The 25,325-nt window shown below is 37.5% G+C and carries 24 protein-coding genes; 13 read left to right on the top strand and 11 right to left on the bottom strand.

The features are described from left to right. The first annotated feature begins 51 nt into the window (after positions 1 to 51). Positions 52 to 1,026 carry an alpha/beta hydrolase-fold protein gene (locus tag KN1_RS02200; protein WP_221289213.1) on the top strand — a complete coding sequence of 325 codons (975 nt, stop codon included), beginning with the start codon at positions 52 to 54 and terminating at the stop codon, positions 1,024 to 1,026. Further along, entirely contained in the window at positions 1,023 to 1,268 is a 246-nt protein-coding gene (locus KN1_RS02195; protein ID WP_221289212.1) for a hypothetical protein, read from the top strand. The genes KN1_RS02200 and KN1_RS02195 overlap by 4 nt, the downstream gene beginning before the upstream one ends. Here the strand turns inward: KN1_RS02195 and KN1_RS02190 are convergent. Together KN1_RS02190 and KN1_RS02185 are read right to left on the bottom strand one after the other, a co-directional pair. Beyond that, positions 1,251 to 1,703: an 8-oxo-dGTP diphosphatase gene (locus KN1_RS02190; protein WP_221289211.1), complete on the bottom strand. Its 453-nt coding sequence runs from the start codon at positions 1,701 to 1,703 to the stop codon at positions 1,251 to 1,253. The genes KN1_RS02195 and KN1_RS02190 overlap by 18 nt on opposite strands. Beyond that, a complete protein-coding gene (locus KN1_RS02185; RefSeq protein WP_221289210.1) occupies positions 1,700 to 3,016 on the bottom strand; it encodes a class II fumarate hydratase in 1,317 nt (438 codons plus the stop codon). The genes KN1_RS02190 and KN1_RS02185 overlap by 4 nt, the downstream gene beginning before the upstream one ends. A gap of 112 nt (positions 3,017 to 3,128) precedes the next feature. Here KN1_RS02185 and KN1_RS02180 point away from each other — a divergent pair, with 112 nt between their 5' ends. Both KN1_RS02180 and KN1_RS02175 read left to right on the top strand, forming a co-directional pair. Then, positions 3,129 to 3,731, top strand: coding sequence for an MBL fold metallo-hydrolase (locus tag KN1_RS02180; protein ID WP_221289209.1), 603 nt, complete (start codon positions 3,129 to 3,131; stop codon positions 3,729 to 3,731). A 14-nt stretch (positions 3,732 to 3,745) separates the two neighbouring features. After that, positions 3,746 to 3,967, top strand: coding sequence for a hypothetical protein (locus tag KN1_RS02175; protein ID WP_225905757.1), 222 nt, complete (start codon positions 3,746 to 3,748; stop codon positions 3,965 to 3,967). Here KN1_RS02175 and KN1_RS02170 read toward each other — a convergent pair. Then, the gene (locus KN1_RS02170) at positions 3,950 to 5,230 is read right to left on the bottom strand and encodes a glycosyltransferase (protein WP_221289208.1); all 1,281 of its coding nucleotides are present in this window, start codon (positions 5,228 to 5,230) and stop codon (positions 3,950 to 3,952) included. The genes KN1_RS02175 and KN1_RS02170 overlap by 18 nt on opposite strands. A gap of 439 nt (positions 5,231 to 5,669) precedes the next feature. On the opposite strand from KN1_RS02170, the gene KN1_RS02165 reads away from it, so the two are divergent. The 5 genes from KN1_RS02165 to KN1_RS02145 all read left to right on the top strand — a co-directional run bounded on the left by KN1_RS02165 (position 5,670) and on the right by KN1_RS02145 (position 15,363). Continuing rightward, a complete protein-coding gene (locus KN1_RS02165; RefSeq protein WP_221289207.1) occupies positions 5,670 to 7,472 on the top strand; it encodes a glycoside hydrolase family 15 protein in 1,803 nt (600 codons plus the stop codon). A gap of 86 nt (positions 7,473 to 7,558) precedes the next feature. Next, positions 7,559 to 10,039, top strand: coding sequence for an MMPL family transporter (locus KN1_RS02160; protein WP_221289206.1), 2,481 nt, complete (start codon positions 7,559 to 7,561; stop codon positions 10,037 to 10,039). 161 nt (positions 10,040 to 10,200) lie between these two features. Beyond that, a complete protein-coding gene (locus tag KN1_RS02155; protein ID WP_221289205.1) occupies positions 10,201 to 12,162 on the top strand; it encodes a COG1361 S-layer family protein in 1,962 nt (653 codons plus the stop codon). Beyond that, positions 12,149 to 14,344, top strand: coding sequence for a tRNA(Met) cytidine acetyltransferase TmcA (locus KN1_RS02150; RefSeq protein ID WP_221289204.1), 2,196 nt, complete (start codon positions 12,149 to 12,151; stop codon positions 14,342 to 14,344). The genes KN1_RS02155 and KN1_RS02150 overlap by 14 nt, the downstream gene beginning before the upstream one ends. 47 nt (positions 14,345 to 14,391) lie before the next feature. After that, on the top strand, positions 14,392 to 15,363 hold the full coding sequence (locus KN1_RS02145) for a stage II sporulation protein M (RefSeq protein ID WP_221289203.1): 972 nt from the start codon (positions 14,392 to 14,394) through the stop codon (positions 15,361 to 15,363). On the opposite strand, the gene KN1_RS02140 is transcribed toward KN1_RS02145, so the two are convergent. Then, positions 15,341 to 16,063, bottom strand: coding sequence for an exodeoxyribonuclease III (locus tag KN1_RS02140; RefSeq protein ID WP_221290458.1), 723 nt, complete (start codon positions 16,061 to 16,063; stop codon positions 15,341 to 15,343). The two genes, KN1_RS02145 and KN1_RS02140, sit on opposite strands and share 23 nt — an antisense overlap. A gap of 85 nt (positions 16,064 to 16,148) precedes the next feature. Here KN1_RS02140 and KN1_RS02135 point away from each other — a divergent pair, with 85 nt between their 5' ends. Both KN1_RS02135 and KN1_RS02130 read left to right on the top strand, forming a co-directional pair. Next, positions 16,149 to 17,909 carry a protein kinase domain-containing protein gene (locus KN1_RS02135; protein WP_221289202.1) on the top strand — a complete coding sequence of 587 codons (1,761 nt, stop codon included), beginning with the start codon at positions 16,149 to 16,151 and terminating at the stop codon, positions 17,907 to 17,909. A 105-nt stretch (positions 17,910 to 18,014) separates the two neighbouring features. Continuing rightward, positions 18,015 to 19,487 carry a sugar porter family MFS transporter gene (locus tag KN1_RS02130; RefSeq protein ID WP_221289201.1) on the top strand — a complete coding sequence of 491 codons (1,473 nt, stop codon included), beginning with the start codon at positions 18,015 to 18,017 and terminating at the stop codon, positions 19,485 to 19,487. 135 nt (positions 19,488 to 19,622) lie between these two features. Here the strand turns inward: KN1_RS02130 and KN1_RS02125 are convergent, their stop codons facing one another. The 4 genes from KN1_RS02125 to KN1_RS02110 all read right to left on the bottom strand — a co-directional run bounded on the left by KN1_RS02125 (position 19,623) and on the right by KN1_RS02110 (position 22,333). Then, entirely contained in the window at positions 19,623 to 20,828 is a 1,206-nt protein-coding gene (locus tag KN1_RS02125) for an NRAMP family divalent metal transporter (protein ID WP_221289200.1), read from the bottom strand. Between the two features lie 291 nt (positions 20,829 to 21,119). Next, on the bottom strand, positions 21,120 to 21,446 hold the full coding sequence (locus KN1_RS02120) for a hypothetical protein (protein WP_221289199.1): 327 nt from the start codon (positions 21,444 to 21,446) through the stop codon (positions 21,120 to 21,122). Positions 21,447 to 21,479: 33 nt separating this feature from the next. Next, positions 21,480 to 21,890 (bottom strand): OsmC family protein, encoded by a 411-nt coding sequence (locus KN1_RS02115; protein WP_221289198.1) that lies wholly within the window; start codon positions 21,888 to 21,890, stop codon positions 21,480 to 21,482. Beyond that, positions 21,887 to 22,333, bottom strand: a complete 447-nt coding sequence (locus tag KN1_RS02110; protein ID WP_221289197.1) for a hypothetical protein — start codon at positions 22,331 to 22,333, stop codon at positions 21,887 to 21,889. Before KN1_RS02110 ends, KN1_RS02115 begins: the two co-directional genes overlap by 4 nt. Positions 22,334 to 22,374: 41 nt before the next feature. Between KN1_RS02110 and KN1_RS02105 the strand changes: the two genes are divergently transcribed. Then, the gene (locus tag KN1_RS02105) at positions 22,375 to 22,515 is read left to right on the top strand and encodes a hypothetical protein (RefSeq protein ID WP_221289196.1); all 141 of its coding nucleotides are present in this window, start codon (positions 22,375 to 22,377) and stop codon (positions 22,513 to 22,515) included. Then, complete coding sequence (locus KN1_RS02100; protein WP_221289195.1) at positions 22,515 to 23,234, top strand: CBS domain-containing protein; 720 nt, start codon at positions 22,515 to 22,517, stop codon at positions 23,232 to 23,234. Before KN1_RS02105 ends, KN1_RS02100 begins: the two co-directional genes overlap by 1 nt. On the opposite strand, the gene KN1_RS02095 is transcribed toward KN1_RS02100, so the two are convergent. From KN1_RS02095 to KN1_RS02085, 3 genes are all read right to left on the bottom strand, one after another. After that, positions 23,227 to 24,321: a lipoyl protein ligase domain-containing protein gene (locus tag KN1_RS02095; protein WP_221289194.1), complete on the bottom strand. Its 1,095-nt coding sequence runs from the start codon at positions 24,319 to 24,321 to the stop codon at positions 23,227 to 23,229. The genes KN1_RS02100 and KN1_RS02095 overlap by 8 nt on opposite strands. 1 nt (position 24,322) lies before the next feature. After that, entirely contained in the window at positions 24,323 to 24,769 is a 447-nt protein-coding gene (gene gcvH, locus KN1_RS02090) for a glycine cleavage system protein H (protein WP_221289193.1), read from the bottom strand. Positions 24,770 to 24,877: 108 nt separating this feature from the next. Next, complete coding sequence (locus tag KN1_RS02085) at positions 24,878 to 25,288, bottom strand: glycine cleavage system protein H (protein WP_221289192.1); 411 nt, start codon at positions 25,286 to 25,288, stop codon at positions 24,878 to 24,880. Positions 25,289 to 25,325 lie beyond the last annotated feature (37 nt).

The raw sequence follows: 25,325 nt of genomic DNA, 5'->3' as shown, positions 1-25,325 counted from the left end.
GAATAGTAATATCTATTTTTTAAGTATATAAGTAGAAACAGATGTGATACTATGGTCTTAATGAAAGTTGAGAACATCGAAAGCGAGTTTTTGAAGGATAACCCGCTGAAAGACCCATTCACAAGAAAAGTAGTTTACTTAGATGTAAACGTAAGTTCTAAACCGGTCATAGTATTATACTTGAGTGGGTTTCTCTCGTCCGGTCTGACACTGCTTAACTATGACCCTTTAGGAGAAAATATTGTAGAAAAAGCTGATAGACTCTCTAAAGAAGGCAAAATAACTAACATGGTGATAGTCCTCCCAGATTTGTTTACTAAATTAGGAGGGAACCAGTACATTAATTCTACTGCAGTAGGGCTATATGAGGACTTTATAGTAAAAGAACTGATCCCACGTTTGAAAGAAAAGTACGATACTGAAAAAATAGTTATAATGGGTAAGTCGTCTGGGGGTTACGGGTCTATTATTTTAAGTATGAAGTACCCTGAAATGATTAAAGGCGTTATAGACCACTCAGGGGACTCTTACTTCGAATATATCTACATACCGATCTTTCCATCGGTAATTAAAACACTGAGGAAGTACAAGAGCCCTGAGGACTGGTTACAGAGGTTCTGGGCTAAAGAAAACAAAAAAGAAAAGGAGGACTTGAATACGCTAACGGTGGTCGCAATGTCAGCCTTTTACTCACCCCTAGGTGATAAGTTTGAGCTCCCTTTTGACATAGAAACCGGAGAAATATTAGAACATGTTTGGAAGAAATGGATAGAAAAAGATCCGGTAAGAATAGTAGAAAAATATTCCGAGAATCTACGTAAACTAAAGATGATCTATCTTGATGTAGGTATAAGAGACGAATTTAAGATAAACTTTGGTATGAGGATATTACATAACAAGATGAAAAAACTAGGTATCCCCCATGTATACGAGGAGTTTGAGGGTGGGCATTTCAATACTAGTTTCAGATATGACATTTCATTGTCTCTGGCAAGTAAAATCTTCAATGAAGGTGACCCTATATGAGCATCATAGTTTTCTTCGAATCCTCTGGTAATTGTTACTCCTTAGGAGAAAACTTTACAGAAAAGATTGATGAATGCCCAAATTATGAAGTCTTAGTATTAAGTAAAGTTACTAAAGAAGTGATAGAAGAGGCCAAACAGAGGAAGTTTAAAATCTTAGAATGTATAGATTCAGAGGAAGTCTGCATCGAAAAAATCAGAGGATTAGTATTTAAAATTTTCAAGTCATGTAAGTTTACATGACCTACACTCTCCCCCATGAAATTCCGACCAGTCCTGAGAGAAGTTAAATTCGCAACAGACCGCCTGTCCTGCCAGTACTCGTGGTAACCAGACCTTGTCGTCAGCCCACATCTCTTCATAGATGGGCTCTTTTAGCCACATAGGCAGTGCCTCGGCAGTAATAGTTGGTATATCAGTATAGTCCGTTATCACATAGACATACATTTTCTCTTCATCGTTGCCGTGACGAAATAGGATCTCAGCTACTTTCTCTAGCTTTAGAGCAGTTATTTTGACTTCTTCCCATAACTCCCGTTTAACACACTCCTCAGGGCTCTCCTGTTCTTCAACTTTACCGCCAGGGAACGTCAACAAGCCTTTCCCTAAACCCCTAAGTTTTCTTATAAAGAGTAAAAAAGTGCCATCCCTTACTATTCCTAAGCAGGTCTCTTTCATTTAGCAGGGAACCCTGGCTTGACTAGTCTATTCAAGTCTAATATCTTGTCTATCTCTTCATCCTTATAGCCTAGTTCTCTGAGCGCTTCTCTAATGGACATCCCTCGGGCTAATTGCTTACCTATTTTAGAGGCTTTATCATATCCTATTATCGGAGAAATTATAGTGACCAGTGAAGGGCTGCTCTCTGCGTATTTCTTCATTTTGTCTACGTTAGGCACAATCCCTTTAACTACTAGGTCTGAAATTTTGTTAAAAGCCTCAGCCAAGAGGATCTCCTCAGTGACTACGTCATACCCTATCAAAGGTACTCCCATAGCAAGTTCGAATTCTCCAAGCATTGAGGCAAACTGTACAGCATGGTCTAACCCGACTACTTGGGCGCTTATTAGAAGCGATGCTTCAACCGTGACCGGATTAGTTTTGCCCGGCATTATACTGCTACCTGCAATTTCTTCCTGACTCGGGAGGTCTATCTCATTAAAACCTGTCATAGGTCCAGAGAACATCAGCCTTATGTCCTGCCCTAGTCTGTATAGGTTAACAGCAGATGTCCTTAGTATCCCGCTCAGGGTAAGGAGGTCTGTCAATAGTTTCAGCCCTCTGAACTTATTCGCTGGTTTAAAGCCCATAGAGGTCAGCTTATTTATCTCGGTGATTACTCTCTCTTGAAATTCGGGATGGGCATTTAAACCAGTCCCCACAGCAGTACCTCCTATTGGTAACTCTTTGACATATTCTAATATCCCTTTTAAGTTCTCGAGGTCATGCTTAAAGGCATCAGCATATGAGGTGAGCTCCTGACCCAGAGTCACAGGTAGGGCATCTCTCAAGTGTGTCCTACCGGACTTGACAATTTGGTCGAATTCTTTACCTTTCTGAGACAGTGTACTCGAAATCTTTTCGTAAGCTGGGAGCAAGTTTTCATACGCCGTCTTCACTGCGGCTATACGTATAGCTGTTGGTACTGTGTCGTTAGAGGATTGTCCTAAGTTTACGTGGTCGTTAGGGTGGACGTTTTTGCCCGTTAGTTCGGTAGCCCTTTCTGCTATTATTTCGTTTATGTTCATATTAAGACCAGTGCCTGATCCAGTTTGAAATACGTCTACAATTACTTTATCATCAAATTTCCCTTCCATTACTTCTTTAGAAGCTTCAATTATCCCTTTAGCTATTTGTGGGTCTAGAAGACCTAGGTCTAAGTTTACCTTGGCACACGACTGCTTTATAACTCCCATAGCCCATATTATTTGCTTGGGGAACCTAGTCCCAGTGTTCATAAAAAGCTTAGGAGCTGTTTCAGTGTATTTCATCCCGATTCTACTTAAAGAAGGAGGGTTAATTAATAATTTTGATTAAAAGACAATGGTCTCACTCTTGCTTTAACGATAATAATTTTAGACAATTCTTTAAAACTCTAAAACAATGGTAACAGTAAAGAAGTTTGAGGTAGGAGAACTTAACACAAACTGCTATTTAGTTATTGAGGGTAATTCTGGGATACTCATTGATGCTGGAGAGAACCCCGGTGAAATTATAGGTTATATCCAGAGTAGAGATATAAAATTAAGAGCTATTTTAGCTACTCACGGTCATTTTGACCATATTCTAGGGATCCCAGAAATAAAAAAATACTTTGACGGTGTAATATCCTATCTCCATAGGAATGATAAAAACTTGGTGAGAAACGACCGACGCACACATTCTATCGTTATAGACCGTTACATAGATCGAGAAGGAGAACTTAATTTTGGCCAAATCAAAGTTAAAGTAATTGAGACTCCGGGGCACACTCTAGGGAGTGTTACATACCTTATTGACAGTTATTTGTTTACCGGAGATACGCTATTTAATGAGAGTATAGGTAGGTATGATTTAGGTGGAGATAAAGAACTGTTGAGAAAAAGTTTAGAGAAATTAAAGCAGATGAACGACTTATTGACTGTCTACCCCGGCCACGGGTTTTTTACCACTTTAGGGTATGAGAAGATACATAACCCTTTTTTAAACGGGGAGATAGAGTGGTAAATTGAGGTTTATCCTTGCCGCAACTAGCTGTTAGGATAACAAGAGTGGTTGAGAAAAATAACATAGTTGAGGTAGAGGGCCTTGTACCTGCTAGATGTGCTGTCGGGTACTATAACGTGAAGTTAAAGATCCAAGGATTTAAGATTATAGAAAGTAAATGTGATTGTGGACAGAGCTTCTGTTCTCACGCAGTAAAACTCCATTTAGCTTTTCTCAGGTCAAGAATCCCTAGATGACCAACTCTGTTCCCAAAAGGTGATTAATGCATAGAATGACGCAAAATATTGAACTACGAGGGCTATAGTGCCCAAAGCGAACGTTTTGAGCCTTTCGGTACCTATAAGTCGAGCCAGTGCATAAGTAAATGGTATTATGGACAAGGTCGGTAATAGGTGAGTGATAAGAATTATTGCTAAAAAAGTAGGTCTTATATGGACAAAATGGTTAATAATTATATTTATTTTTATCATAATAGGCTCTATTTGAAAGCCCTTTGTTAAAATATCATAAAATATCTTATCCTCTAATAATTTTTGGAATAAATGGGACGTAAATAGGGAGTGTATGTCAAAAAACAGAAATAGGATAGATAAAATAGGGAGTGTATTAAGGTAGAGCACGTTAAAGGAGTACATTAGCCCTCTTTTACCGATCGTCCCTTCTTTAATTTCTTTAAAAAAGATTAAATAATTAGCTCTAGTCCAACGTGTTACTTGTTTGGCGAAAATTCGTATATTACTTGGAGGTTTTGTATAAACTATCGCATCTATTGCTTTTATTGCTCTGTACCCTTTTAATATGATATACTCTGTTAAGTCTCTATCGTCAGACAACACTAATTTTCTACCTAATATTCTAGGATTCTTAAATTCATCGGACAATAAATAAGGTTTTATGACACTTGTTCTGTATAAAACACATTGTCCGCTAAGAATAATCGCGCTTCCAAAATAGTTCACTGCTCTGTTGACAAGTTCACTCATTCTTTCAAAGAAATCTGCATAATAAGATGATTTACTCCCATCTTTAAGCATCCTTATATTGGCTCCTACTCCTCCTACATTTTCATCAAGATGGCTTAATAGTGCTTCTAAGCTCCGTTTAGATATAATAGTATCGCTGTCTAGTAGTAATACTAAGGGAGTATCTACATGTTTAATCCCTTCCGATAATGCAATTCTTTTACCAGACCTTTTCTTAAGGTAAATATATGTACCCCTATATTTTTTTACGAGACTCTCATAAGGTTGTCTAACTCCGTCCCCTATTACTATAAATTTTATTCCTAATTCAGAAACCGACTTTATTACTTTCTCAAATAAACTTAACTCCTCGTTATAGACTGGGATTAGTGCGGTAACGTCTGAAATGGAATATTTCAGCTCTTTGACTATCTTAGGTTTATATTTTAGCCCGTAGTGTGTATTTAATATAAAATAAGAAACGGTCAAGAGTGCCGAAGAAATTATGAAGATCCCGTAGGAAATAAAGGACAACATCCAAGATATCGCTTTTGATATCGATATATAAAAATCTTTATTGTAAGAGAAAAATAATTCTAAAATTTTTTAATGATATTAAGTTAGGGTGAAAAATTTTTATCATAGCCATTACACCTTCTAAAAACGGTTAATTTTCTGCTTTTTCACTTTAAATTTATATGTGTCTTTAAGAAACCTAGATCAGTATTTTACGCAAAGTCCTCTCGCCTAATATATTTTTACTAGCTTAGGTAGTACGATACTACATACTTCATAGTTAAGGCTTTAAACTCTAAAAAATTTAACATAAAATGGATATATAAGTATTGACGTAAGAGTTTAGGGTAATACTCAGCTACTACAATTTTTTAATAACTGCTACTAGATCTTTAAAACCAAATGTCTACTTGACTCCTCGTATAGAAAATTTATTTTTAACTCCTAATATATTCTAAATATGGCAAGATTAATTATACTTGGAAACGGAAAATTGACTATATTATACGACCAGGGGTATACAATAAGGGAGTTATATTACCCTTTGCCTATTGATAATCATTTACACAAAGCTAAAATAGGCATATGGTATAACGGGAAATTTAGCTGGATAAACCAATTAAACCCTACTTTAAATTATTTTGAAAACTCATTGTCGTCTTTTGCTGAGGTCAACTTTGATAATGTCAAGGTCAAAATAGTGGACGCAATTGACATGGCATATGAAATCCTAGTGAGAGAGGTCAGCGTTACTATGCCTAAGGGAGGGGATTTAAGGCTATTTTTCCACCACGATTTCCACATAAACGGAAACGACATAGGTGACACAGCGCTCTATGACCCCTTTACTTCTTCGATTATCCATTATAAACGTGACAGATGGTTTATGTTTAAATGCGACATCCCGTTTTACCAATATGCTACTGGATATAAAGAAGTAGGTGGCTATGTAGGTACTTGGAAAGACGCTGAAGACGGTGAGCTCTCAGGAAATCCTATAGCACAAGGCTCCGTTGATTCAGTAGCCAGTGTGAGGTTGTCTTTATCTACCGTGTTCTATTGCTGGTTAGTGTGTGGATATAGCTACGGTGATGTATCTAAAAAAAGCGATTATGTGTCAAGGAAAGGACCTAAAGAACTTATACGAAGGACCCAGAACTATTGGAAGGCGTGGCTTAGTAAGATAGTCGATTATGATGATATAATAAAACGTAGTGCTCTAATTATCATGGCTCATTGGCAAAATAATGGTGCTATCCCCGCGTCTTTAGATACAGACATAATGAGGTTTAATAAAGACACATATAATTATGTATGGCACAGAGATGCATCATTTGCTGCTATTGCCCTTACTCTATTAGGTTATCAGGATCAAGTTAGGAACTTACTCCTATTTACTAAGCCCTTGCTGTTTAACGGTTTCCTTTTCCAAAAATATACTTGTGACGGTCATTGGGGGTCGACTTGGCACCCGTGGAATACTAGGAGTATTTCAATCCAAGAAGATGAGACCGCTTTAATTATTTACACAGCTTGGATTCACTTCTCTAAGTTTAATGACGTAGATTTTATAAAACCTTTATACGCTCCAATGATAAAGAGGGCTGCAGAATTTTTGGTAGAGTATAGAGACGAAGAGACTGGGCTACCTTTGCCCTCTTACGACCTATGGGAAGAGAGGCTGGGCACACACTTCTTTACTTCATTGGCAGTTCACGCGGGTCTTGTGGCTGCCAGTAAATTCGCTGAATTTTTTGGTGAAGATAATTTGAAGGACAAGTACTTATCAGCCGCTAATGAAATAAAGAACGGTCTTAGCCGGTTTTACGTAGATAACCACTTTGCAAGGACTATTTACGAAGACGGGAGTATTGATAAAACCGTGGATGCGAGCACACTATTTGCGTCTATTCTAGGGGTCTTTGACGCAAGAGATCCGAGGGTTATAAGCAATAGAAAAGCGGTAGAAGAGAGGCTGAAAATCGATGGTGGTATAATTAGGTACGAGAATGACAGTTACCTGAAAATGTCAGATAAACCAAACATATGGTATATAACCACTCTTTGGTTATCTCAGCAATATGCACTTGAAGGGAATAAAGAAAAGGCGATCCAGTACCTCAATTGGGTCTTATCCCATATTCCGCATACTGGAGTAATACCTGAGCAAATATCTCCAAGCGGTGCTTATCCGTCGGTCTCGCCTCTGGTATGGAGTCATGCAGAACTGATAAGGGCTATATACTTGTTGAAACATGTCTAGTTAAAGAGTGTAAGGCTGATCTTCATTTTCCTTTAATAATGAATTTTAGAACACTCATTTTTAATCGTAAGTGATACTGAAAAATTATGAAATTGCAAATATTACCGTGGATTATTATTCTCGTTATTCTATCTCCCATTGTGCTAGGTATTCAGAACTACTTTGTTTATTCAGATGCCCCTTTCTTGACTCCTCAGTACGGGAGTGTAGTTGTAAAGCACATTATGATAAAGTACTTTAACTATTCTCAGGAGGACGATATTTACGTATTAATTTCAGGTAACTATACACAAGCGTTAAAAGAAGTAAATAGTTCAATGAAATATCTTAATAACGCTAAGCTAATAACTCCGTACGAGTACCTGAACCAAAGCAACCAGACTTACTTTAAGATGGTATCCCCGATTATTAATTCTACATATAAGAGACTACTTCCTCTTCACAGTTTGTATGTTAATTTAACTAGAGAAAAAGAATTTATTTTAAATAATTTTACCGTATTTTTATACGAGCTGAACGTCACTTACGGAATTCCGGCCCACAAGTTTTACCCTATAGGGAGCCCAGCCCAAAAATTCGTGTCAGTGTATTCTAGCTTAAACGGTAGTACTCTAGAAAAGGCAAGGAATGCCAGCCTGGAAGTCTTTAAGGATCCATTTGTATTGCTATTCTCTTTTAACAACTACTCTAACTCTAGTTTAGTATTATACACTATAAAGGCCTTTAACGATTACTCATATCTGGTCAGAGCTTTAACCGGTGTAAATGTTTCTAATTTCGCTTTAGAAGATCCATACAATTATTCGGTATTACAAGTAGAAAAAGAGATTAAGCCTATGCCCGTATCTCTTTCCGACTTTCATAAAAACGGAAAGTGGCTTTTTATAATCCAAGTCCCTAACAATGAGAGCCTAACTAGGATAGAGGACTTTATGAAAAATATAAACGCCACTGTGACCGGCCATTTACCGATCTATGCAGAGTCAGCCATAGCTACAGAAAAAGACCTGAAAATAATTGACGTAGTGACCGTGATACTTCTTTCAATCCTCTTAATTCTACTGGTCAGAGCGTTAATTCCTATCGTGATACTGATACTAAGTGCGATAATAGGTTTAGAGATAGCGTATACAATGCTTTTCATAACTACGTTCTTTGGGTACCAGATTTATTACATCTCAGGGCTGGTGATCCCTCCGATAGTATTCGGTATAACTGTAGACTACTCTATCTTATTTTTATATAGATATTTCGAGGAAGTGAGAAAAGGGAATCAAAACCCGTTATCTAGGTCTTTTAGGACAGCGGGTAAGGCGTTAGTATTTAGCGGATTGAGCATTACCCTAGGGTTCTCCTCTTTCATAATCTCACCCTCTCCCTTACTTAAAAACATAGGTATTGCCCTCGTAATAGCCTCCGTATCTTCGCTAGTCCCGGCATTATTTTTCATAAGGAGTGCGTTAGCCACTATACCCCAAAGGTTGTTACGTTTTCCGAGAAAGGAATTACCTAACCCATACGACATAAGGCAAAAGTACTTAGAGGCTATGAGCAGGAGTGCTATAAAGTGGAAATATGCTATTTTAGGTGTAATGTTAATCCTAGGCATATTCGGTTTTGCTGTCTTTCACACTCACACTACTAACGTTAATATAAACGAAATAGTACCCTCCACCAGCGAAGTAGTAGTAGGAGAACAGCAACTAACGAATTTTCTTAACTACAGCGTAGACTACATCATAATAAAAGGCAATCCTAATTCTTCTTATTCTCAAATATACAACTTGTCTAAGTTTATAATAGATAATAATGGGCTCGTTTATGGACCGGCATCAATAGGTTCAACTTTAATAAAAAATGAGACATACCTAACAAATGCTTATTATTCACACAACTACACCCTTATAGAAGCTTATATACCTTATCCGGTTTTCAGCAAAGGCGCTATCCAGCTGACTAAGCAGTTAATAGATATGGGCTACCTAGTAGGAGGGAGTAATGCACAAAGGATTTACATAGTTGATAATACCGTAAGCGTGTACTACAGCTTTGTCCTACCACTTACCATTGTCCTTATTACAATTTACTTGGGGATAGTGCTAGGTTCAGTAGTAGTACCTTTAAGGCTCTCGTTAACCTTGTTACTTAGTTCCCTAGTTGGGATAGCATTCATGTTTATAATATTCACTCAGGTGTACTGGTTATCTCCTCTAATCGTGTTCGCAATAATGTATAGCTTAGGTATTGATTATGATATGTTTATAATTATAAGAATCTTAGAAGAGAACGGAGAAGAAGAAGAGAGGATAGTGAAAGCTGTAAAAAACACTGGGCTTGTAGTTACCGCTGCAGGGCTAATACTAGCAGGTGCTTTTATGTCACTTGGGTCGGCTGATATGAGGTTCCTTCAAGAGATAGGGATATCCGTAGGACTGACAATCTTATTTGACACGTTTATCGTCAGGCCTATATTTGTCCCTGCAATAATGGCAGTATTGAAGAAGTATAACTGGTGGCCCAGAATTAGAGTAGTTGAAAAGTCAATCGTAGATGAGAGTAAAAAGTAAGCCTTCTTTTTAAATCTACATAAATATGTATTATTTAGAGGATGAGCCTTACAAGGCCTGATAAGTGATGAGCCGGATCCTTCTGATCTTTTGTCGGTCTATTAACGTAATGGCGTGTTAACTTTAAATATTTAGATATATCTATTTCAACTATGAAAAATATGGCGTCAAAAGTTTTAACCCCATTTATGTTATTGGCAGTTATTTTAGGGATCCTTAGCGGGATTACTGCACTAACTTCGACAGCCTCTATAACCTCATTTATAACCGTACCCCATATTAGCCAATTAATAGCACCGGGTGAAACGGAGGTTCCCATAACTTTATCTATAACTAATTTGGGAAATACTCTTTATGATGTAAATATAACACCGTTAAACCAATACCCATTTAAACCTTTTTCGTATTATGAAGGCACACAAAACATAAGCATACCAGTGTTCCAAACAGGTCAAACGATAAATATAACTTTTATTTATAACATCTACTCTAACGCTACTGACGGTGTTTACAAACTATATTATCAGGTTTCTGGTAAGTTGGCTAACGGAAGCAATATCACTAAGAAACTTTCTACGGAAATACCCATTCTAGGCTATGTAACAATATCGGCTAGCTCCGTGTGGGGGTCTGTCTCATCACCTCTCCTTGTAGCACCAGGCGAAAATAACGCCCCATTAACTATAGTCTTAGTTAACTCCGGTAACGTCATTGCTGGTAATGTAAGTCTTGTCTTGAAAGACCATTATCCAATTAAATTTATGCAGAATTATGTAAAGGTAGGTTATTTACCAATAGGACAACCAGTTAGCATACCGGTTTATGCTAGTGTATACTCCAATGCTTCAGATGGAGTCTATAATATACCAATAATAGTTAAGTATTTTAATAACGTCACTGAAACAGATAATTTAACGGTAGCTATAAACGGATATGTTAACTTTTCAGTAAGCAGTATCTGGGGGACTCTACAGTCCCCTATAACCGTATCAGCGGGCGAAGTCCAAGTCCCGCTTACTTTCGTTATCAGGAATTTGGGTGACGTCAACGCTCTCAACTTCTCAATTATTATACCTAATGAATACCCAATTGTAGTATCCCAAAGGTCAGTTTATGTCGGTATAATCCCGGCTGGAGAAGAAAATTATGCGACTACTACTGTAAATGTTTATCCTAACGCTTCAGCGGGGATATATTATATACCAGTTATTCTAAAATATTTCTCAAATGTATCTATGAAAGAGTATGTGCCCATAGAGATTTACCCAGTTAATTTAACGGTAAACGTCATCACTATTCCTCCCCAAGTATTCCCCGGCTATTATGACGTTAGGGTAGAAGCAATACTTCTAAACTACGGGTCTGGAATAGCGGAAAACGTCAGTGTGGGCATATTAACACCTGCTGGCCTTCAAGTGGTGTCACCTAATGAGGTAGACCTTGGAGCTATACCTACTGGGCACCCGATAAATACTACGTTCTTAATAAACGTGCCTAACTCGACTTCCCCAGGGTATTACTATGTCAATTTTACCATAAAATATGATGGTGGTAAATTGATAAAAGCCTACAAATTGCAAGTATACCCCAAAGCTGACCTCCAGATAGTAAACGTGTACTACCCTTCTATAAACCCTGGCTCTTCGAAGGTCCCTATAACTATAACTATTAAGAATGTGGGAAATATTACAGCACAGAACATAAAAGCTATCTTAGGAAGTAGTGATGTGATATATCCCCATGTAAGCTCGTCCAACCCTCTAATGGGTTTGACAGCATCGGAAGAGTATTTAGGTGACCTGAAGCCTGGACAAGAAGTCAATATTACTTATGTAGTAGATGTTAGTAGTGGGGCACAAGTAGGGAATTATTCTATGGCTCTAACCCTAGTCTGGAACCAGACCGGCTCATTATTTCCGTTTGTCCAGAACGACCGGTTTACAGTTCAAGTTACTCCTACATCTTTAGACCAACTGGTTAATGAGGGTATCACTTTCCAGGTCGGTACGTCAAAGTATACCGTAGGTTGGCTATATGTTATTATAGTAGTTATCGTTATAATACTAATAGTTGTAATAGCGGTAAGGTTAGCTACGAGGAGAAAACCTAATGCTGGAAGGTGAACTAAAAAGGGCAGAGGAAGGATACTATAGGTTATTAGCGATTATAAATACAAAACAATGGAGGCAATTTTTATTTCCTATTTTATCTGAATTCTTAGATAAAAAACATAAGAATGAGCTAAGTATAGCTTATGCGTTTCATCCATGGATTAAAGAAGCTAAGGACAGATTTTTTGAAATCTCTTCGCTATTTAAAGGTAATAATGTGAAAGAAATTTTAGACATTGATTACTCAGATTACAATAAATACTTAGGAAGGACTTTTGACCTAGTAATTTTAGATACTGTCGACGACTTTAGGCCTAACTATATTTCAGCACTATCTGATTCAGTCAGAGGCGGTGGCCTAGTGATAATTTATAGTGACGATATTATGAACAATAAGCTGTTCAAAAACTCTCTAGTTAAAGGCGGTCTAGTAGACAGCTACTTTGAAAATAGGTTTCTCGCACTAGCAAAAAACCATGAAGGCATCCTCGTAATAGATGATGAAGGTTCCTCGTTTAGGCCTTTCACGCAGAACGCAAAAGCTCCGAGTAGGTTAATACCTAAAAACCCAAAGGTCGATATCGAGCTTCACAAACTTTGCATCAGTGAAGACCAAAATAAATCTTTAGACGAGATGAGTTTTATTACTGAGGGAAAAGGTAAGAGAGTCCTTGCTATTACAGCGCCAAGGGGAAGAGGGAAAAGTTCTGTGGTAGGACTTTTCCTCTCTTTCTTAGTTAAGAGCCGTGAATACGAGAGCATTGTTATTACTTCTCCTACTTATATGTCGTCTCAAGAGATGTTTAAGTTCCTAGTTAAAGGTCTGAAGGCCCTAAAAATTAGCTACAAAGCGTTGCAGTCTAAAGACGGAAAGGTTATGGAAATACATTCTAAGGGTATTACGGTAAAGTGGTTAGCCCCCGATCTAGCTAAGGACTATAAGGGAGATCTAATAGTCGTTGATGAGGCCGCTGCAGTAGGATTAGATACTATAAATTATATCTTAAATAAATGGGAAAAGGTAATACTAGTGACTACCATTCACGGTTATGAAGGGACGGGCAAGGCTTTTTTGAAGTATTTAAACTTTCTAAGGCAAAAATATAAATTTAAACACATTACGTTGAGTTTTCCCGTTAGATACGCTAAAGGCGACCCGGTAGAAAGGTTTCTTTATGACGTGATGCTCTTAGACGCCGAGCCGAAAACTAATACAGTAGATCAAGGGAATGTGCTAGAACTAGAGAGAAGTTTACTCTTTAAAAACGAAGGGTTATTAAGGCAAATTTACGGTATCTTAGTAACAGCACATTATAGAAATTCACCTGATGACCTGATGATCTTAGGAGACCTACATTATCAGCGAATATTCACTAATAACGGGATCGGTGTGGCTCAAATAGTAGAAGAAGGTAATTTGTCACAATCAGAGATCAATACGTTCTTGAGCGGTGGAGAAAGCTCGGGAGACTTGATACCTCAAAGACTTATAAAATACGATAGGTTAGTCGATTTCGGTGCATTAAAAGGCTGGCGGGTTATGAGGATAGCGGTACACCCTGAATATCAGGGTAAAGGATATGGGTCCAGATTACTTGACCACATACTCCGTAGGGCTGAAGGGGAGGGACTAGATTGGGTAGGTTCATCATTCTCTTCTGACATTAGGGTGATCCAATTCTGGGTTAAAAACGGGTTTATACCAGTTCATTTATCCTCTAGAAAAAACGAAGGTCTAAACGGTTATTCGATAATAGTTATCAAGCCGTTATCGGAGTTAGCGAGTAAGATATCGGGTAGGGCATCAGAATTATTGAGAGAGAAAATACTTAGGACCTCGCATCAAGTATATTTTAATGTAAACCCATTAACTTTAGATACTATCCTCAGGTCTTTGCCAGTTAAAGATACTTCTGGCGAGCCATTACCTGAAGAGTATAAGTCCAAGTTAGAGGCTTATCTAAGCGGTTATTTACCCTATAACGCAGTGGCGGATGCCGTACATTATGTATTATATAAATACTTTACATACTCACGTGAGCGGTTCCTTGATCAGATAGAAGAAGCAGTTTTAATAAGTAGAACTTTACAGGGAAAAAGTTGGTATCATATATCTCTTTACCTAGATATAAAGCCCCGTATAGCGGAAGAATATATGAGAAGTGCTTTAGTTAAGTTATTAGGGAAAATGTGAAATTCCTTATGAAAACTTTTATTTTATGAGTTCAATACTTTAATCTTATGAGGTTGCTATCAAAGCTAATCTTAATATACCTTGTTATTGAACTTGCGATATTCCTAGGTGTGAGCGCCGTACCCTCTAATAGCCCGTCTACTTTCCAGCAATATAATAGCCTTGAAAGTTCTGTCCAAAATACCACATATTTAGGTAAGGTACTAACGATATTCCCACATAATTTGCTCATAGCAACAATTGACTTTATACCAATTATAGGTATAGCTTTCTTTGGAATGTCGATAGCAGATACTGGTTATGTCGTAAGTGTAGTTTCTACCCATTACGGTATCCCGGGGATCTTGGCCGGTATCTCCCTATTGCTTCTCCCGCACTCTGCGGTAGAACTCCCATCTTATGCCATAGCTGTGGGTGCCGGGACTTATATGGTAATCAGGTGGAGGGATTGGAAAAGGTCTTTATTGACTTACATAGTGGTCCCGGTAGAACTGTTCTTTGCGGCGCTAATAGAGTCCTCCCTATTTTACCTCCCAGATCCGTTTATAATGTGGTTAGCTAGCATACCGGTCTTAATAGGCATTTACTTCCTCTACCAGAAGATACAGAAATACGCTGACAAGATAAGCATGCCAGCTTCTACTCAAGTGGGTTACTGGGATTTCGGTAGGTCTCAGCCCTACTATAACCAATTTTATTCACTTTATAAAGAGAGCTGGAATAGAGGGGCAGCTTATGAAGCTGAGGGTCAAATACAACCAGCTATAGATAGTTACTGGTCTGGGATCTTATATTTGCTCGACGCTATAGCTGTAAAATTGGGCTTACCCTACATTTCGAAGGAAGATTTATATAGAGTCGTGCAAGTAGTTTCTAACTACTACCCTAATGTCTCTACGTTGTTTAACAAGGTACAAGCAGATTTCCAAGTTTCTAGAGACCCGCTCATAATAAGTGACTTAAAGTCGCTCGCTATGATGCTGGAAAATGCTTATTTTAATCCGACAATTCGACCATAATCGGTAGGTGGTCAGAGCCCTCTACTTTTAACACTTGGAAATTAGAAACTCTTACTGCCAGTTCTTCTGAAACTAGACAATAATCTATCCTCATAGCTTTCCATTTAAACCTGTAGCTCCGCCACGTATATTCTATTTTTGACATCTTCTCTGCACAGTCTACAAAGCCCTTTTCTAGGAAATTATTAATCCAATCCCTCTCTTGAGGAGTAAGACCAGGCTCGTTCTCGTCCCAAAAACTTGAATCCCTTTTATTCCTTACGGCATTGAAGTCTCCGCAAATAATAACTGATTTAGTTTCTCTAAGTTTTAATGCAAACATTTCAATAGCGTTATCGAATTTTAGTTTGAAGTCCAGTCTAGATAGGCCATCACCAGCTCTCGGAAAGTACGTGTTAATAACGTAAAATTTTTCAAACTCCAGTGTTAGCACTCTCCCTTCAGCGTCGAACTCTTCTATACCTAAGCCCTTAATTACTGATAGCGGTTTTAGTTTACTAATACTCATAACACCGCTATAGCCTTTCTTTTTGGCTGGAAAAGCTGCGATATTGAGACCTGAAATAAGTAGGTCAAGTGGTATATCGTTAGAACGGATCTCTTGTAGTAAAATTACATCATTTTCTTTTATAATCTTTTCGAGTACTCCTTTTCTAGTTATTGCTTTTAATCCATTGACGTTCCATGAGACTATCTTCAACTTATTAACCATAGTGATAACCTAGATAAAAGTTAAACTTAACAAGAACAGGTATTTTTATCGTTAAGCTTGTATAGATAGTAGTATGTCGAAAAAGTATAGCATCATTTCAATGCTTATTTTGGGGTTCACGTTACTTTTAGGTTTCATAGGCTCACTATTTATGATATTTATCTCAGTTTCTCTCCTAGGGAAAATTATCGCTATCTCTTTGCTTGTTGACGATCTGGTCGGAGCATATTTCACGTTTAATATGAGAACTAGAATATCTTCAATATTGATTTTGGCTGGTGCTATAGTCTCTACAATAGGGTATTCATATTTAGCTTACATTAGTAATCCTTTTCTTCTTATATTTCTGTTAATCCCCTTTTTATCAATAATACTTTCATTAAGAAGTAAAGGTGTTGTAAACGTAATTATTTTAGCCTTATTAGCAGTGATTATTTCTATACCTGAATTTTTAGCTTTTATCAGCGGTATATTTATAAATTACACTGCTTTTCCCTTAACCTGGAGTAGCGTCTTTATTTCATCTAGTCTGATATCTTTAGATAGGAACGCGACTAGCGTACAAACCATGTTTCCTAGGGCTATGAAAAAACACGCAAAGAAACAGAACGGTCAAATCAGCTTTGTAGTTTATCCTTCAGACGTATACGTTAATATCTATGTCAATGGTAAGCAATATAATGTTAAGGGTAAGCTTTCTGTTGTTTCAAATGCACCTGTTAAGTGGTATGTAGAAAATGTAAAGAAGGGAAACGGTGTCTTGCTTGTCCCCGAAAGAAGGGAAGGAATAGCTAGACCATCAGAGGTAGTGACAGTTAATATGATCCAAATAGATTTAAAGAATTGGGACCCTAGTTATTGGATCGGGAAAAATCTATATAACTATAAAATAATAGATACTATAGGGCAGGGCGGAAATTCATTCGTACTTAAAGGGGAATGGAACGGTGTGTATTATGCAATTAAGATACCAAAATTCTCTAGTGCAAATCCCTCATCAACCATCGCATCTCCTATTTCTTCTTTCCTCGACTTAACTGCAGAAGCCTTTAACTTAATAAATTTAAGTAAGGACGAAAGGCTCGTGAAGCTTTATGCTATCAATACTGACATTAACATCATAAAAGCGATAGAGAATGGAGATGTAGAAGCGTATCTTAATTCTCCTCCGCTACTGGTTATGGAATACCTAGAGGGCGGGACTTTAATGGACTTAATAAAAAATCCTACAGTAAGCAATAGTAAATATTGGAAATATATTGTATACTTAACCATTAGAGAAGTTGCGTTAGCGTTAAATTACATGCATTCTCAGGGCTATGTCCATTTAGACGTTAAACCTCAAAACATTTTCTTTTCTAAAAAGCTACCAGTGACGGGCGAACAGTTATACAAGATGATGAAATCTTCTTTACCCGGACTGGTAAAGCTAGGTGACCTAGGCAGTGCAGTTAAAATAGGGGGTAAAATCACGCAAATTACCGCAGAATATGCTCCACCCGAACAGCTTGAGTTTTTGATTAAGGGAATAGGTGCTGATCCCCGTTTGGATGTATTTGCCTTGGGGGTTACTTTGTATACGGCTTTATCAGGTTATAATAACAGACCAGATATAACAGCTCTAAATGATGCTATAGACTACTATGTCAAAGGGAAAGTACCAGAGTCACTATCCTTAATTCAAATTTCTAAAAATATGTTAATGACCGATTGGATTAAACTCAATATAGAGCCCGAGATACTTCAACTCATAAAAACAATGGTATCACCAAACTATTTGGCGAGACCCTCACTTACTGATGTAATCCGAATTCTAGATAAGTATATAATTTAAGGATAGCTTATATTTGGTTTAGATTAACATTATAAAAGTTTATATTTTTATAATTAACATTTATTATTAAGGAGATTTTATAAAGTTTTGAGAATATATAAAATTATGGCAGGCGGAAATTATAATTCAATAGAAGAAGTTTTAAGAGTGCTAGACAGTAAAAAGGTTAATAGATTCTACTGGATAATAACGATTTTAGCTGCAATTGGCGGCTTCCTCTTTGGGTATGATACCGCTGTAATCGGTACAGTGGCCCCCTTAACTCCTTATCATTATTCTGGGCTCTTATACGGTTATGAAGTAGCTAGTGCATCTTTAGGAGCAGCGATAGGTGCTCTAATAGCTTATTTTTATACAGACCGATACGGAAGGAAGTCACTTTTGATTATAGACGCCGGAATTTATACTGGAGCTGCTATTCTATCTGCACTAACCATAAATGGGCTAATGCTCCTTATAATGAGGACTATAATAGGAATAGCAATAGGTGCAGATTCTGCAGTAGCTACTGCTTATATAACAGAATATGCTCCAAAAGACAAACGAGGAACATTAGCTATTATGCAGCAGTGGATGATTACTATAGGTATATTGGGCTCATATCTTATAGGGTCTTTTGTTCTGTTCATATCTCCCTCCTTGGCATATACAATTGACTGGAGGTTATTACTAGGTCTAGCAGCTATACCTGCAGTAGTAGGCCTGTTATTTAGATTTTTAATGCCAGAATCACCCCGGTGGATGATATATAATGGAAAATTTGAAAGATTGAAAAAAGATCTCATGAAGTTTGGGATGGAAATTTCTGACTCAGATTTAAAGAATATTAGAAATGAACTTATAAACGAGAAAAAAGAAACTTATAGGTTATCTAAAGCCACTAAAAAAGCATTATTAATAGTGGGTTTATGGCTAGTATTTCAACAAATAACTGGGATAAATGTTCCTTTCTACTACGGGCCTACAGTATTATCTAAGTTGCATATTTTCGGTACTACTTCAAACCCTGTTTACAGTATCATTGAATCAGTATTGGAGTCTACCGTATTAGCTGCTATAAATGTAGCTGCTACATATATTGCGTTCCGATATATAGATAGAATAGGGAGAAGAACATTAGGCATATCTGCATATATAGGAATGTTAATATCTGATTTAATTGGTGGGATTTCCGTCCTTACCAACTTCTTGTTTGGTGTATTAATAGCATTTGCAGGATTCATAATATTCTTCGCTTATGGAGTAGGCGGTACGGGTTGGTTGATCCAGGCTGAATATTTTGATACGAGAGTAAGAGGAAGAATGGCTGCTATAGGTGCTATAATAGATTGGCTGGCCAATTTTGCCCTTATAGAGGTTTTCCCAGTAATGTTATCAACGATAGGCTTATCCGGAAGTATGTTCGTATTTTCAGCACTAGATGTTATAGCTCTAGCGTTTGTTATTTTATTCTTACCCGAGACAAAAGGTATGTCCTTAGAGGAAGTAGTAAGGATGTTTGAAACAGTACCCTTAGGCAAGCTTAGGCATGGTAAAGAAATTATAGCTAAAGAGAATAAGGAGGTAAAAGCTAAGTAAACTCTTTATTTTTTCTTTTTCTTTTCATACTTTGTCAAGGACTAACTGTATTGTCACCCTTTATTAACTAACCGGGTATAATCAAGGATTCCCTTGTAATTTCTATTTGTTTTAATATAGTAATTGTCCTTTTAGTTACGAGAAAATAGAAATTACCCCTAAAGCAAATATTAAAACTACACTTGTCCAATATAGTAAATTCTGTATTAACGAGTTTTTATATATACCCATGATCTTCGAATTATTTACTAAAATTCCCATAACTATAGCGGGGCCTATCAAAATTATAACGAAAAGAGATAAAAGGTTAAGGACTACGTTTCCTAACATATCCCTTGGGATGAGAAGAGTTATTATTACAGCTGGGATACTTTCAATTAAATATAGGCTAAAAGATCTGTTTCTTGGAATTCCCAGTGCTTCTGCTGTGCCCCATGAACTCCCAAGAGATATGACTACCAGAGCTAGAAAAGCTGCACCTATTAATCCCAAGCCAAATAAGTAAGGAGAAAAAGGCCCTGCTATAGCAGCGAAAGCGTATGCTAGCTTTGAAGGTGAGTAAATGTCAACATTGCTAGATATCCCGGTTGAAGCCATTTCTACTATCACCATTAATACTTCAGTTACTATACTGCCTACCAAAGTTTCCACCTTCATAGCCCTGATAGCTTCCTCTTTTTCGAATTTTCCTAGGAAGGACAGTTTCTCGGCTGTGGCAGATGCTTGAAAAAATAGCATAAAAGGCATTATCACAGCACCTGCATTGGCAGCAAGAAAGAAGAGAAAGTTTGGGGTTGGCTCAAAATAGAATAATGGACAGGACGGGATCACCCCCCTGATCAGCAAAGTGGAAGCAAAACCTATGATTAAGGTAGATGAGATGATAAGAAGTATCCTCTCAGTTATCGTGTACTTTCTATTGTAAACAATTAAGAGGTGCAAAATAAAGGCCAAAGGCACGCCTAAGATTAACGGTATTCCTAAGATAGCCAACCCTATCCCTACTCCTATATATTCGATTATATACGTAACTACGTCAGTCAGGAACATAGGCATCGCGATAGCCATCGATATGGTTTTGCTAAAGTTTTCCCTCACTAATTCACCCAGTCCTTTTCCAGTAACTACGCCTATTCTTCCTGATACCTCTTGGATAATGTAGAGAGGTATTGCAAGTAAAAGCAGGAACCACACTAGTTTATAGCCGTAGGTTATCCCAGTTTCCATTGCACCTATAGTACTACTTGCGTCCATATCTGCCATCATTACGAGCCAAGCTGGTCCAAAGAACTTTATCATGTTTATTAAATTACGACTTGTCGTAATTGATTTACGCCCCATCGTAAATAGAATAATTCTAATGGTTAAAAAATCTTGTTATTTCGAGGATTTAAGTAATTAAACAGCTTATAGTGTCGTCACTAAGCCATAGAGTCTCTTTATATTACTTCAGACATATTAAGTCCTTGTCCCACACCGTAGCTCCGGGGTAAGGTTCCTTTCGTGCTAGTTCGTAGCTTAATAACGACACTATGGAATAGCTCAATAAAAAGGGATATATGTGATACACTGATTAAATAAATAAGAGATAGTAAGGAATAAAAAGAAGAATTTTAGTAGAGTGTTAGTAACTTAAATTCCAGCTTCTTTCTTCAATTCGTTTAACTTCTCTATATCGTTTAAAATATCACTCAACTTGCCTGAGACTTCCGGTATTTGTTTCAGTTGGTCTATTGTCTGTAGTAATTGGTCCCATACTTCTTTCATAAATACATCAGGATAGTACCTATGTAAAGTAATTATAGATAATATAACGCTAAGTTTTCTAGCTATTCCTTTCTCGGCTAATATTGCCTCATTTTCAGCCAGCAGGTTGTTGAGGTTGTCTATTAAATCCATAATGTAAGGAATCATTTCTTTAAGCTGCCTTTCCCCCGGTTTCATTAGCTCTTCAGACATTTCACATCGCAAATTGATTTTATTAAAAAAGATTTAAATTATTTTCCATTTAACATCTACTTTAATACTTCTCGTGAGAGTGTCTTTTAGAGGACACCTCCTTTCGGATTCTTCTAAGACTTTTTCTAATAATTCCCTATTTTCTGCACTAACTTCGACTTCATATTTAATCTCTAAGAAACCGGGAGGTATGTTGGGATCTCCTTGAAAACCCTTAGGGTCTAAAGTTCCTTCGATATACCCTTTGAGCGCGTTTAGTTTCAATTTCTTTTCTCTAGCGATGTAATAAACGGTAAGCATTAAGCAAGATAACGCAGAGGTTAAAAGTATTTCTTCTGGAGTAGGGTAGTCAGAGCCGAAGAGTCCTATATTTAGTTCTGTATTATCACTAGTTATCTTCACGTGATCCCCTTCAAGTTCTCCTTCGGCTGTAAAAATCATCATGATATCATCCCTATATCCCTAAGTATTGCTAGGTCTACTGAGTAATTGATGTACATTTGGGTCTTTTCCTCTGGGGAGAGATTTCTACCGAGCCTTTCTTCGTACTTCTCTATTTCTCTTGTCACTACTGTGCTTATATTAACCTCAAGGGGTGCTTTATTGGCTTTAAACGTATAATATATATCCACTAACAACTCATACATTTGTTGTGACATATAAAGTACGTAATCATTTACGATTGGTATAAACTTTCCTTCTTCTTCAACCATCTTTCCTTTAAAATACGGCCTCCAGGTTAACATTGAGCTCTTAACTGTCTCCCAGGACGGCGGAAAGCCTTTAAACTCTGTAGAATCAGGTACTTCTACTACCTTATACGTCTTTCCCTCAATGTCAATCTCTCCTACTACTTCTAATTCGAGATTTCCAACTTTTACTTTCATATGAGTAAAATTTTTTTCTTTTTTAATATAATTTATCTTTGATGGCTATGACGGTTATGCAACAAAAAGTTGAAGGAGAAAATCCGGCAATGGAGTGCTATAAACCCGAGGCTATGTGGAAATACATTACTGTCGAGGAATGCTTTAGAGCTCACGGCCTTAACCCAGAGAGTGCTAAGTAATGTTAGTAAAAGATATAATGACACAGAATGTCATAAAGGTCTCTAAAAGTACTACCGTAGAAAAGGCTCTGGAAATTATGCTAGAAAATAATATAAGAAGGCTATTAGTTGAACAAGATGGTATTGTTACAATTAGGGACTTAGTATATAACTGGAAAGACCTTAAGGCACCCGTTGAAAAGGTTATGTCAAGAGATTTACTTTTTATAACTCCTACTTCTCCAGTCAAGGAAGCATGTAGGGTAGTAACATCTGAAGGAGTAGGTTCGCTTATTGTAGGCGATGGAGCAAGAATAATGGGAGTAGTTACAGAAAGGGACTTAATCAGGCATTGTAAGGTAGAACCAAATGTAAGAGTAGGGGATGTAATGAACGTAGACCCAGTGATCGCGACACCGGATAGTGACCTCTCAGAAATTGTAGAAGTGATGCAGTCGTATTGGAAGAGACATGCTGTAATTATTGATGGTAAGAAGCCTATAGGTGTGATATCAGCTAAAGATATTGGGAGGGCACTTTTGGCTAAGAAGACGTTAAAAGGTATAAGGGCATACGACTTCATGACTATATCTATTTACAAAGTCACTCCGGACTCAAGTGCAGAAACCGCCAGACTCTTAATGGCTGAAAAAAATATAGGGTTTCTCCCTGTGGTCGACCCGGTTACGCTCCTTGGGAGCATAAGCGAAAGGGAACTGCTAGCTGTTATGTCTATATGACTTCTTGGACCTCGGGTTTTTTCATTAGCTCATCTATAGCTTTTATAAGGTCATCCGCAGCAAAACCGAATATTACCGGCTTTTTGTCCTCAAACATTTTTTTAACTACCTCTTGGTACTTAGCCACGTCCACACCCTTTAGACTATCTTCTAACTCCTCTATGAAACCTTTAGGAGACATTACAAAGAAGTCGCCTGAAATAGATATTTCATCTATCTTTTTGCTTACTATTTTTACTGTTATCCTTAGTAGTTTTCTAGCCTTATAATCAATATGACATAGGGCTACCGCGTTATTGATTTTAACGCACCTTTCCGTTTTTAATTCCGGATGCCTATTGTCTTTATAGTATACCCACTCTTCGTTCATCTTGTCTCTGGCTAATTTTTCCCATAGCTGTATCTCTTCTGGAGTTAATGATGCGTCTTCAAATTTTACGTTTAACCATTTTTCGAATTCTTCTTTAAGCCTCTTGTTTATTTCTTCCCTAGGTGGTACATACCCTATTTCCTTCTCGACACTTGTTAACCAATCGCTCATTTCTTTCGCCATCTTATCTCTAAACTTCTCTGAGGGGACCTTTACGCATTTACTTATTAAGTCTACATCCAGACTGAGTAGAATATTCCCGGTGACTACTACCGCTTTATCATAGGTCATTGCACCGTTTCCGCTTATTTTTTTCCCGTTTACTACAATATCTTGGTCTCTCAGTTCTGCATTAATACCATAAGACTTTAGGACGTTGACTACCGGTGTTAAATACTTCTCGTAAAGTGCTTTGGGTGTGCTTGGTGCCTCCTCGGCTCTGACTACAATAAAGTAGTCATGCTCCCCCGGAGTTATTACTACTGTCCCTCCTCCTAAATCTCTCCTTACTACTGATATACCCATTTTCTTAGTGAATTCCAGGTTTACTTCTAACCATACTTCCTGATGTACTCCTACGTTTACGAAAGGTTTGTCAGCATAAAAAACAAGGAGTGTATCTTTACCTCCCCTAGATACATAATCGGCTACAGAAACAAAAGAGGTTACCATATGGTAACCGTCTTGGGGAGGTAACGAAACAAAACGCCAACTCATTTCACAGCCTCTTACACTGTAGCTTTTCGGAATTGATTAATTCTGTAAGTTTCGAGACTGCAGCTGAACCAGTCGCCAGCTGTTTCAGGTCTTCAGGGTTATTGACCTTCATTTTAACGAGCCAACCTTTACCGTATGGATCTTGGTTAACAACAACTGGGTTTTTCTCTACTTCAGCGTTAACATCGACAATTTCACCTGCTACCGGGGCAGGGACAGGACCGGCCCACTTTCCGCTTTCCATAGTCGCTACTGGTTTACCTTTCTCTACCTTAGTCCCCTTTTTCTTAAGCCTAACTTTTACTACTTTTCCAGCCATCGTTTGTGCTAGATCAGTTATTCCAACTACTATTGTATCTGGGCTTTCAGCCTTAGCCCATACAGTGTTTTTCCCCTCAATAAAGTAGTACAGGTTTTCAGGTATCTCACAATTTGAGACGTTCGCCATATAAAACCCTCTTTATTATCTTTCATGGAAATAATAAAAATGTTTTGCTTTAGATATAGGAAAAGTAATTTTAGTCAAAAATTGAGAAAAAATTACTTTTTAATTCCCTTATCTTACTACTCTACTACTCTCGGCTTCAAATAACTTAGATACTTCGTCAATCTTTTTGAGCTTTTTATCGTCATAAACACCTTTTACTTTGACTATCCACGCCTCATAAGGGTTATCATTTAGGAGTGCGGGGTTTTTGATAACAGCCTCGTTGACTTCTACTATCTCACCTTCTAACGGGAGCCTGAATTTTCCTACCCACTTAGCTGATTCTAATGTGAAAATAACGCTCCTAGAATTTATTTTCTCTCCCTTATTTTTGGTAGAAACTTCAAATATCTTTCCTGCCATATATTGTCCTAGCGAAGTTATCCCTACCGTAATTATATCGCCTTCTATTTTTATCCACACATGCTCCTCAGGGTAGTATAGCAGGTCTTCAGGAAATTCAAAACCATTTATATTCATACGAATAAAACAAAAATATTAACTTATTAACTTTCAT

The organism is Stygiolobus caldivivus (assembly GCF_019704315.1).
GTDB classification, from domain to species: Archaea; Thermoproteota; Thermoprotei_A; order Sulfolobales; family Sulfolobaceae; genus Stygiolobus; species Stygiolobus caldivivus.
This window is presented reverse-complemented; position numbering and strand designations above follow the sequence as displayed.

Bases quoted from the DNA above. Each gene is read 5' to 3' on its own strand.
- KN1_RS02200 (WP_221289213.1), top strand. From the start codon at position 52: ATGGTCTTAATGAAAGTTGAGAACATCGAAAGCGAGTTTTTGAAGGAT.
- KN1_RS02195 (WP_221289212.1), top strand. From the start codon at position 1,023: ATGAGCATCATAGTTTTCTTCGAATCCTCTGGTAATTGTTACTCCTTA.
- KN1_RS02190 (WP_221289211.1), bottom strand. From the start codon at position 1,703: ATGAAAGAGACCTGCTTAGGAATAGTAAGGGATGGCACTTTTTTACTC.
- KN1_RS02185 (WP_221289210.1), bottom strand. From the start codon at position 3,016: ATGAAATACACTGAAACAGCTCCTAAGCTTTTTATGAACACTGGGACT.
- KN1_RS02180 (WP_221289209.1), top strand. From the start codon at position 3,129: ATGGTAACAGTAAAGAAGTTTGAGGTAGGAGAACTTAACACAAACTGC.
- KN1_RS02170 (WP_221289208.1), bottom strand. From the start codon at position 5,230: ATGTTGTCCTTTATTTCCTACGGGATCTTCATAATTTCTTCGGCACTC.
- KN1_RS02165 (WP_221289207.1), top strand. From the start codon at position 5,670: ATGGCAAGATTAATTATACTTGGAAACGGAAAATTGACTATATTATAC.
- KN1_RS02160 (WP_221289206.1), top strand. From the start codon at position 7,559: ATGAAATTGCAAATATTACCGTGGATTATTATTCTCGTTATTCTATCT.
- KN1_RS02155 (WP_221289205.1), top strand. From the start codon at position 10,201: ATGGCGTCAAAAGTTTTAACCCCATTTATGTTATTGGCAGTTATTTTA.
- KN1_RS02150 (WP_221289204.1), top strand. From the start codon at position 12,149: ATGCTGGAAGGTGAACTAAAAAGGGCAGAGGAAGGATACTATAGGTTA.
- KN1_RS02145 (WP_221289203.1), top strand. From the start codon at position 14,392: ATGAGGTTGCTATCAAAGCTAATCTTAATATACCTTGTTATTGAACTT.
- KN1_RS02135 (WP_221289202.1), top strand. From the start codon at position 16,149: ATGTCGAAAAAGTATAGCATCATTTCAATGCTTATTTTGGGGTTCACG.
- KN1_RS02130 (WP_221289201.1), top strand. From the start codon at position 18,015: ATGGCAGGCGGAAATTATAATTCAATAGAAGAAGTTTTAAGAGTGCTA.
- KN1_RS02125 (WP_221289200.1), bottom strand. From the start codon at position 20,828: ATGGGGCGTAAATCAATTACGACAAGTCGTAATTTAATAAACATGATA.
- KN1_RS02120 (WP_221289199.1), bottom strand. From the start codon at position 21,446: ATGTCTGAAGAGCTAATGAAACCGGGGGAAAGGCAGCTTAAAGAAATG.
- KN1_RS02115 (WP_221289198.1), bottom strand. From the start codon at position 21,890: ATGATGATTTTTACAGCCGAAGGAGAACTTGAAGGGGATCACGTGAAG.
- KN1_RS02110 (WP_221289197.1), bottom strand. From the start codon at position 22,333: ATGAAAGTAAAAGTTGGAAATCTCGAATTAGAAGTAGTAGGAGAGATT.
- KN1_RS02105 (WP_221289196.1), top strand. From the start codon at position 22,375: ATGGCTATGACGGTTATGCAACAAAAAGTTGAAGGAGAAAATCCGGCA.
- KN1_RS02100 (WP_221289195.1), top strand. From the start codon at position 22,515: ATGTTAGTAAAAGATATAATGACACAGAATGTCATAAAGGTCTCTAAA.
- KN1_RS02095 (WP_221289194.1), bottom strand. From the start codon at position 24,321: ATGAGTTGGCGTTTTGTTTCGTTACCTCCCCAAGACGGTTACCATATG.
- gcvH (WP_221289193.1), bottom strand. From the start codon at position 24,769: ATGGCGAACGTCTCAAATTGTGAGATACCTGAAAACCTGTACTACTTT.
- KN1_RS02085 (WP_221289192.1), bottom strand. From the start codon at position 25,288: ATGAATATAAATGGTTTTGAATTTCCTGAAGACCTGCTATACTACCCT.